Below are 8,147 nucleotides of genomic sequence, written 5' to 3' on the forward strand. Positions count from 1 at the left end.
GCCGAACACGACGAGCAGCCAGTAACCGATGATCACCACGAGCGGGAATGTGAACAGAACGGTCGGAAAAGCTAATGCGGCATCGACAAAATGGCCCATTGACGTGCGATATCCCCCTGCGGGCGTGCCCAATGGCGCTCCCCCGAGCGCATGTGCCTGACTACTTACACATAAAGATTGGGTAAAGGGGATAGTTCCCGGCTCATGAAGAATGCCGGAAAAAATTTCAGCGGGCCGGGGGCTCCGGGCCGACGCTCCGGGCCCGCGGCGGCAGGGGAGAGGAGGTCAGGCGGGCCGAGTGATCATGTAAGCCAGGCCGACGAGGATCACGACGGGGATGAGCCACACGATCGCCTCGATGGCGAATTCCTTGTACATGACATGCCTCCAGAGCGGTGGCCGGCGAGGAGCGCGAGGAATCCGACGATAGCGGCTGCCCCGCCCGACGGCCAGGATCCGGCGCCACGGCCCGCCGGGCGCGAGACGGCCGCCCGGGAAGGACAGCCGCCCGGCAGGGGCGGCCGTCTGGGAGGGGCGGTCGCCTACGGGGAAGGACGGCCATCCGGGAAGGACAGCCATCCGGGAAGGACGGCCGTCTGGGAGGCGCGGTCGCCCGCGGGGAGGGCGGTCGCCTGGGAGCGCCTAGGAGGGGGAGGCCGCGCCGACCACCACGGGGGTGTCCGGGCCGGGCCCCTCGACCACGTCCGCGACCACGCAGGTGATGTTGTCGGGGCCGCCGGCCTCGCAGGCGAGCTCGATGAGCTGCCGGGTCACCGCGTCGAGGTCGTCGACCTCGGCGAGCACGTGCCGGAGCCGGTCGGCGTCGACCACCCCGGACAGGCCGTCGGAGCAGAGCAGGTAACGGTCGCCGACCTCGGCATCACGCAGGGAGAGGTCGGGGTCGACGTTCTCGCCGCCGTCCAGGACCTGGAGCAGGATCGACCGGTGCGGGTGCCGGGCGGCCTCCTCGGCGGTGATCCGCCCGTCGTCCATCAGCGTCTGGACCAGGGTGTGGTCGTAGGTGATCTGGTAGAGATCGCCGTTGCGGAGCAGGTAGGCGCGGGAGTCGCCGATATGGGCCAGGGCGACCCTCGGCCCGTCCCAGAGCATCAGGGTCAGCGTGGTGCCCATGCCGGTGAGGCTCGGGTCCTGCTCGACCAGTTCGCGCAGGCGCTGGTTGGCCCTGCGGACCCCGGCCTCGGCCGCGGCGACCAGGTCCTCGGGGGTCTCATGGTCCAGGGCGGCGACCGTGGCGATCGCCGCCGAGCTGGCGACCTCCCCACCCACGTGGCCGCCCATCCCGTCGGCGACGGCGAGCAGTCGGGCGCCGGCGTAGGCCGCGTCCTCGTTGCCCTGGCGGACCCGGCCGACATCGGAGCCAGCCGCATAGCGAAGTGTGATCATCTGCACACCACTGGGACGTCGAGTTGCACGAGTGAGTCGCTTTCGAGCAGTTGGGACGGGCATGGGGCGAACCGAGTTGTTCCACAATCCACTGAACACCATGGTGACGCAAGCGGCCTGGGGAAGTGTTGCCACATCTGTTGACAGCTGCGGCGGCGCGTAAGCTGTTGCGACGGCCCGCGCGACGCGGGGCTCCCCACCCTACGCACGGCTAGGAGACCAGGAAATGACCGCGATCATCCAGGAGGCGGCACGGCGCCGCACGTTCGCGGTGATCAGCCACCCCGACGCCGGTAAGTCGACCATGACCGAGGCGCTGGCGCTGCACGCCTCGGCGATCACCGAGGCCGGCGCCGTGCACGGCAAGTCCGGCCGCCGCGGTGTGACCTCCGACTGGATGGACATGGAGAAGGCCCGAGGCATCTCCATCACCTCCGCCGCTCTCCGGTTCGAATACCGGGGCCACATGTTCAACCTGGTCGACACCCCCGGCCACGCCGACTTCTCCGAGGACACCTACCGTGTGCTGGCCGCCGTCGACTGCGCGGTCATGCTACTCGACGCGGCCAAGGGCATGGAGCCGCAGACCCTGAAGCTGTTCGAGGTCTGCCGGCACCGCCGGATCCCGGTCATCACGTTCGTCAACAAGTGGGACCGGCCCGGCCGCGAGGCGCTGGAGCTGCTGGACGAGATCCAGGAGAAGACCGGCCTGCGGCCCACCCCGCTCACCTGGCCGATCGGCACCGGCGGTTTCTTCCACGGCGTGGTGGACCGCGTCGTCGACCAGGCGGTCCGCTACACCCGCACCCCCGGCGGTGCCACCAAGGCCATCGAGACGGAGCTCACCCCCGACCAGGCCCTCGCCGAGCTGGGCGAAGACTGGGAGCGCGCCAAGGACGAGGTCGACCTGCTGTCGGCGATCGGGTCCGACCACGACCAGAAGGCGTTCGAGGCGCACGAGTCCACCCCCGTGCTCTTCGGCGCCGCCCTGAACAACTTCGGCGTCGGCCGCCTGCTGGACGCGATGGTCGACGTCGCGCCCGCGCCCGCGCCCCGCCCCGACGTGAAGGACGACCCCCGCCCGCTGGACAAGCCGTTCTCCGGCCTGGTCTTCAAGGTGCAGGCCAACATGGACCCCTCGCACCGCGACCGGATCGCCTTCGTCCGGGTCTGCTCGGGCCGGTTCGAGCGGGGCATGGTGCTGACCCACGCGGCGACCGGGCGGCCCTTCGCCACCAAATACGCCCAGTCGGTCTTCGGCCAGGAGCGCGCCACGATCGAGGAGGCCTTCCCCGGAGACGTGGTCGGCCTGGTGAACGCCACGGCCCTGCGCCCCGGCGACACCCTCTACGACGGCTCGGCGGTCGAGTTCCCGAGGATCCCGAGCTTCGCGCCCGAGCACTTCTGGACGGCCCGCTGCCGCGACTCCAGCCGGGCCAAGCAGTTCCGCAAGGGCATCGAGCAGATGGAGGCCGAGGGCGTCGTCCAGGTCCTCCGCTCCGACATCCGGGGTGACCAGTCGCCGGTGCTCGCGGCGGTCGGCCCGATGCAGTTCGACGTGGTCAAGCACCGGCTCGCCGGGGAGTTCAACACCGAGATCGCGATGGACCGGCTCGACTTCAGCCTGGCCCGGATCACCGACGCGGAGTCCGCGCCGGTCCTGGCCCGCCAGCGCGGCGTGGAGGTCTTCACCCGGGCGATCGACGGGGAGCTGCTGGCGCTGTTCACCGACGAGTGGCGGATGCGCGGCGTGCTGCGCGACCACCCCGGCCTGGTGCTCAAGGCACTGCTCGCCGACACCCGCGGCTGACCGTCCGGTACGGCCCGTGCCGGGTTCTCCGGTACGGCCCGTGCCGGGTTCTCCGGTGCGGGCCGTGTCCGAGGAGAGCCATACATGGTGAGATATGTCCCCATGGGCACGATTAAGTGGGGAATTCTGGCAACCGGCGGGATCGCCGCCACGTTCACCGAGGACCTGAAGCTCCTGCCGGACGCCGAGGTGGTCGCGGTCGGTTCCAGGTCCGCCGGGCCCGCCCGGGCGTTCGCCGACCGGCACGGCATCCCCCGTGCTCACGGGAGCTGGGCCGAGCTGGCCGCCGATCCCGAGGTGGACATCGTCTACGTCGCGAACACGCAGAACGCCCACTACGACGCCGTGCTGACCTGCCTGAGCGCGGGCAAGGCCGTACTGTGCGAGAAGCCCTTCACCCTCAACCGGGCCCAGGCCGCCAAGCTGACGGACTTCGCGCGGGAGCGGAGGCTGTTCCTCATGGAGGCCATGTGGATGCGCTGCATCCCGGCCATCCGCAAGATCGTGGAGCTGGTCGAGGGGGGAGCGGTCGGCCCGGTCGGCGCCGTCCACGCCGACTTCGGGACCTCCTTCGACGTCGGGCCGGACCACCGGCTCCGCGACCCCGAGCTGGGCGGCGGCGCCCTGCTCGACCTGGGTGTCTATCCGATCTCCTTCGCCTACCTCATGCTCGGCGCCCCCGCCGCGGTGCGGTCCTGGGCCCGGCTGACCCCCGAGGGCGTGGACGAGAACACCGGCGTGCTGCTGGGCTACGACAGCGGCGCGGTGGCGCTGCTGTCGTGCGGCATCACCACCGACGGCCCGGTCACCGCGTCTGTCTCCGGCCCGCTGGGCCGGATCGAGCTGCCGCACCTGTTCTTCCGCCCCGACACCTTCACCCTGCACCGCATGGACGCCGAACCGGAGACCTTCCACGTCCCCTACGAGGGGACGGGCATGCTGCACGAGGCCGCCGAGGCCATGCGCTGCCTGCGCGAGGGCCTGCTGGAGAGCCCGCTCGTGCCCTGGCAGGCCACTCTCGACGTGATGGGCATCATGGACGAGGTCCGCGGGCAGGTGGGAGTCCGCTTCCCCGGCGAGTGACCTGACGGCCCCCGTGGCGGCCCGGTCCCGGGCGGCCACGGGGGCGCGGGCTCAGACGCGGCTCCAGTCGTGGCGGTCGAGGAAGGCCCGCCCGCCGGTGGCGTACTCGGCGAAGGCGTCCTGGACCGTCTCCAGGTCGGGGACGTGCGTACGGAACATCAGGTCCTGGACGCTGTCCTTGTACTCCAGCTCGTAGCCCGTGATCTCCGGGGACGTCTGGACGAAGTGCTCACCGAAGACGACCAGCGCCGTGAACGGGTTCTGCGGCGACATGGTGGCCAGCGCGTCGGTGACGAGCCGCAGGTCGGGATCGACCACGATCATCCCGTCGCCGGTGTGCATCTGCATGCCGGAGTAGACGCCCAGTGGCGCCAGGTTGTGCACCAGCCCCCGCTGCGGGTCGTAGCAGACCAGCCCGCACTCACGGGCCAGGGCGAAGACCTCGCCCGAGACCTCGTCGGCCCGGTCCGGGTCCACGGTGACCACGGCGTGGGCGGGGGAGACCTGCTCGGCCTCGGCCAGCCGCCCGGCGAACGCCGCCACCCCGGGGTGCGGCTCGGCGGCGCCGGGCTCTCCGCGGCGCAGCGCCTGGAAGACGCTCTCCGCGCGTTGTCTGCTGATCGGCTCGGGCTCGTGCCAGACGGCCAGTTCTACACTCACGGTCCCATCGTCCTACAGGTGATTTTCTCGGCTAAACGGACGCTTTCCCAACATCGCCGCCCCCGGCCGGACGCACGGTCTTATTATTCACCGACCGTATTCCAGTGATTACCCGAAGTGGCCGACCCGGAGGGGGTGCCGTGTCACGGTCCATCAGGGGCAACCCTGCCCTGGCCCGACCGTATCGGGACCTTGTCTGGCTCGCCTACCTGGTGCTGCCCCCGCACGGCGACGGCGAGCGCCGGATGGTCCTCGCGCACCGGATGGTCACCCGCGTCATGCTGCGCGGCACCGGCGCCCGCGACGGCACCGGCATCCGCGACGGTGACGGCGACGGCACCGGCATCGGCGTCCGCGACGGCGCCGACGTCGAGGCGCTGCGACGGGAGGTCCTGCGCCGGGCGCTGCGCCACCGCTCCTGGCGGCTGCCGGGCCGGGGCACGAGGATCGAGGTCATCCCCGCGGTGGTCGGCGGTGACCGGGCCTTCAGCGCCGCCGTCGACCGGCTCTCCCCGTCGGCCCGCGCCGCCTACGCGCTCTCCCGGATGGAGGGGCTCGGCCCCGACGAGGTCCGCGAGACGCTGGCCGGGGGCGGCGTCGAGGACCCCGATGCGGCCGTCGCCGCGGTCGCCGCGGTCGAGAAGGGGTTCGGCCCGCTGCGCGCCCCGTCCTCCGACCCGACCCTCGCGCGCGTCTACGGACGGCTCGCGCCCGCGCGCGGGCGCGCCCTGAGCGCCGGCGCCGGGGGGCTGGCCCTGCTCGCCGGCGGGACGTCCCTGCTGGCCGGCCTGTACGGCGGGCGCGGCCCGGCCGGGGGAGCCGAGGCCGCCGCCCGGCCGCCGGCGCTCAGCCAGGTCCCCGCCGGAACCTGGCGCAGGACCACCGAGCTGGACCTGGGGGCGTGGGAGGCCCGCGGCGGCCTGCGCGGGGACGGACGCCTGCTCGAGCGGGCGCTCAGGGCATGGGACACCCCGGGCGAGGTGCGGGCCGAGGTCTTCCACGGGGCTCCCGCGGGGCCGCCGGCCGCCGGACCCCAGCTCCTGTACGCCGGGGAGGTCGACGGCGCGCGCGTGGTGGTGCTGCGGGAGCCCGGCCGGATCGCCCGCTACAGCGAGTCCGGTGCCGGCCGCTCCCTGCAGGTCTTCCCCGAGCCCCGGTCCGGGGCGGGCGGCTCCGGGCCCCTGAGGCTCCGGACGTCCGGCCGGGGTGCCCGCTACCTGCTGCCCCCCTGGGTGCAGGAGGTCTCCGCGGCGGCGCTGGGCCGCCCGGCCCCGTCGTGGCGGAGGGTCCCGGTCGAGGACGGCGTGACCTCGCCGGTCCCCGTCCTGGCCGGGGGGAGGTGCTGGCGGGGCCCGGTGCTGAGGCTGCGGGCGCCCGGCGTCGCCCCCGGCACGCCCTACACGGTGGTCGACCTCGGCGAGCTGGCCCCGGGCAGCATCCGCTACGAGACCCCGGAGGCGGCCGACGCCGGCCGGTACGGCCCGCGCGAGCTGGACGCCTCCTCGGGCGCCTTCGCCGCGTGGTCCCGCCTGGGGTGCGCGCTGGCGCGGCCCGGCACCGAGGTCCGCTCGGCCACCGCCTGGGAGTTCTGGAGCGGTGAGCTGCCGGAGGGGGCCAGGGGCCGGTGGATGTGCGCGCGCTTCACCCACGCCGACGGGACCAGCGCGTCCCGGACCGTCCTGTACGTCACCGCCGGCGGGCGGACCGGCGCCATCCCCACCGGGGATCGGCAGAACACCTGGGACTGCAGCCGCCTCAGCCGTGACCTGGTCGCGGGCACGTGGTGGCGGGCCCCCTCGGGCCGCTGGCACTACCTGGCCGCGGGCAGCCGCCGCGTCGCCCGGATCCATGTGGCGGGCCCGGACGCCGGAGACCGCACGGGCCGGGGCCCGCTCGTCGTCGTGCGGGGTCCCGGAGGAGGGCCGGCGCCCGGCTCCGGCGTGGTGCTGGAGGGGGCCGACCGGGCGGGCCGGCAGGTCCCGGTCTTCCGCCGTCCCTGAGCCCCCGCCGGCAGCCGGGGACCCCACGTCCCCGCCGTCAGGCGGGCGGTCCGCCCGTGGAGCGGACCCGGGGCAGTTCCGTGGTGCGTGGTCAGGCGGGCGGTCTGTCCGCGGAGCGGACCCGGGACAGCTCCACGGTGCAGAAGGCGCAGCGGCTCGCCTCGACGGGGATGTCGCTGAGGCACTCCGGGCACTTCTTCTCGGTCGCCTCCTTGTCCCGGTCGAAGAAGGCGATGACCCGGGTCATCGGCATCACGACCAGCCAGTAGACGACGGAGGCGATGATGAGGAAGCTCAGCAGGTGGTTGACGAAGTCGCCGTACATGAACTTGGCGCCGTTGACCGTGAACACATATGTCGAGAAGTCCGGTCCGCCGCCCCCGGTGATGGCCGCGATCAACGGTGTGATCAGATCCTTGACCAGCGCCTGCACCAGGCCGCTGAAGGTCGCGCCGATCACCACCGCCACGGCGAGTTCGACGAGATTGCCTCTCATCAGGAATTTCTTGAATCCGCCCATCCTTGGCGTCCTCCACTCGTGAGAACGCTCGGACTACCCCCGCGGCGGAGGTCAAACGTCGAAAGCCCCGTTCTTCACGGCCTTGACGAAGGTGCTCCACTCTTCCTGGGTGAACGACAGGACGGGGCCGGTGCCGCCGTCCTTGCTGTCCCGCACGCCGACCCAGCCGTCCTGCGAAGCGATTTCGACGCAGGTGCCGTTGTTGCACTTGGATCGCCAGACTGCTCCATGGAACCGCGAGCCGCTGTCCATGCGTCTCCTCCCGGAAAGATTGACAACTCTTCCCGGGGAAGAGCGTCGCGCCGCGAGAATTATAATCCATTTTCACGTCACGGACCTGTGATCGTCCGCTGTGATTGCCGGGGGGCGAGTGCCTGGTGCGCCGCCGCGGACGGCCCCCGCGGCCGGCCGGTGAACAAGGAGACGGCGCCGGCGGGATCCTCCGCGGCGCCGTCTCAAGGTCTCAGGCCTCTGTGTGGGAAGCCGGTTCTACAGATCGAACTTTCCGTCCTTGATGCTGTATATGAAAGTCTGGAATTCCGCCGTGGTGAACTCCAGGACCGGTCCATTCTTGTTCTTGCTGTCGCGCATGCCCACGCCCCCGTCGGGAAGCCGGGCGATTTCCACGCAGGAGCCGTTGTTGCACCGGCTTGAGACCTGCCACTGGAGG

At 71.9% G+C, this 8,147-nt stretch carries 8 protein-coding genes; 3 read left to right on the forward strand and 5 right to left on the reverse strand.

Going from position 1 to position 8,147, the window contains the following annotated elements:
- Positions 1-642: 642 nt before the first annotated feature.
- Positions 643-1,404, reverse strand: coding sequence for a PP2C family protein-serine/threonine phosphatase (locus ACWDS7_RS44165; protein ID WP_451934168.1), 762 nt, complete (start codon positions 1,402-1,404; stop codon positions 643-645).
- A 226-nt stretch (positions 1,405-1,630) separates the two neighbouring features.
- On the opposite strand from ACWDS7_RS44165, the gene ACWDS7_RS44170 reads away from it, so the two are divergent.
- Both ACWDS7_RS44170 and ACWDS7_RS44175 read left to right on the forward strand, forming a co-directional pair.
- Complete coding sequence (locus tag ACWDS7_RS44170) at positions 1,631-3,214, forward strand: peptide chain release factor 3 (protein ID WP_306858622.1); 1,584 nt, start codon at positions 1,631-1,633, stop codon at positions 3,212-3,214.
- 84 nt (positions 3,215-3,298) lie between these two features.
- The gene (locus ACWDS7_RS44175; RefSeq protein ID WP_451934169.1) at positions 3,299-4,297 is read left to right on the forward strand and encodes a Gfo/Idh/MocA family protein; all 999 of its coding nucleotides are present in this window, start codon (positions 3,299-3,301) and stop codon (positions 4,295-4,297) included.
- Between the two features lie 51 nt (positions 4,298-4,348).
- Here ACWDS7_RS44175 and ACWDS7_RS44180 read toward each other — a convergent pair whose 3' ends face one another.
- Positions 4,349-4,957: a hypothetical protein gene (locus tag ACWDS7_RS44180; protein ID WP_451934170.1), complete on the reverse strand. Its 609-nt coding sequence runs from the start codon at positions 4,955-4,957 to the stop codon at positions 4,349-4,351.
- A gap of 140 nt (positions 4,958-5,097) precedes the next feature.
- On the opposite strand from ACWDS7_RS44180, the gene ACWDS7_RS44185 reads away from it, so the two are divergent.
- Entirely contained in the window at positions 5,098-6,957 is a 1,860-nt protein-coding gene (locus ACWDS7_RS44185; protein WP_451934171.1) for a hypothetical protein, read from the forward strand.
- Between the two features lie 91 nt (positions 6,958-7,048).
- Here ACWDS7_RS44185 and mscL read toward each other — a convergent pair whose 3' ends face one another.
- The 3 genes from mscL to ACWDS7_RS44200 form a co-directional block, all read right to left on the reverse strand.
- Entirely contained in the window at positions 7,049-7,477 is a 429-nt protein-coding gene (mscL, locus tag ACWDS7_RS44190; RefSeq protein WP_306858618.1) for a large conductance mechanosensitive channel protein MscL, read from the reverse strand.
- 51 nt (positions 7,478-7,528) lie between these two features.
- Positions 7,529-7,729, reverse strand: a complete 201-nt coding sequence (locus ACWDS7_RS44195) for a DUF397 domain-containing protein (protein ID WP_451934172.1) — start codon at positions 7,727-7,729, stop codon at positions 7,529-7,531.
- Positions 7,730-7,966: 237 nt separating this feature from the next.
- Positions 7,967-8,147: DUF397 domain-containing protein (locus ACWDS7_RS44200; protein WP_451934173.1), on the reverse strand; the 181-nt coding region annotated here is incomplete at its 5' end.

The sequence above is a fragment of the Streptosporangium sp. NPDC003464 genome (assembly GCF_053588315.1).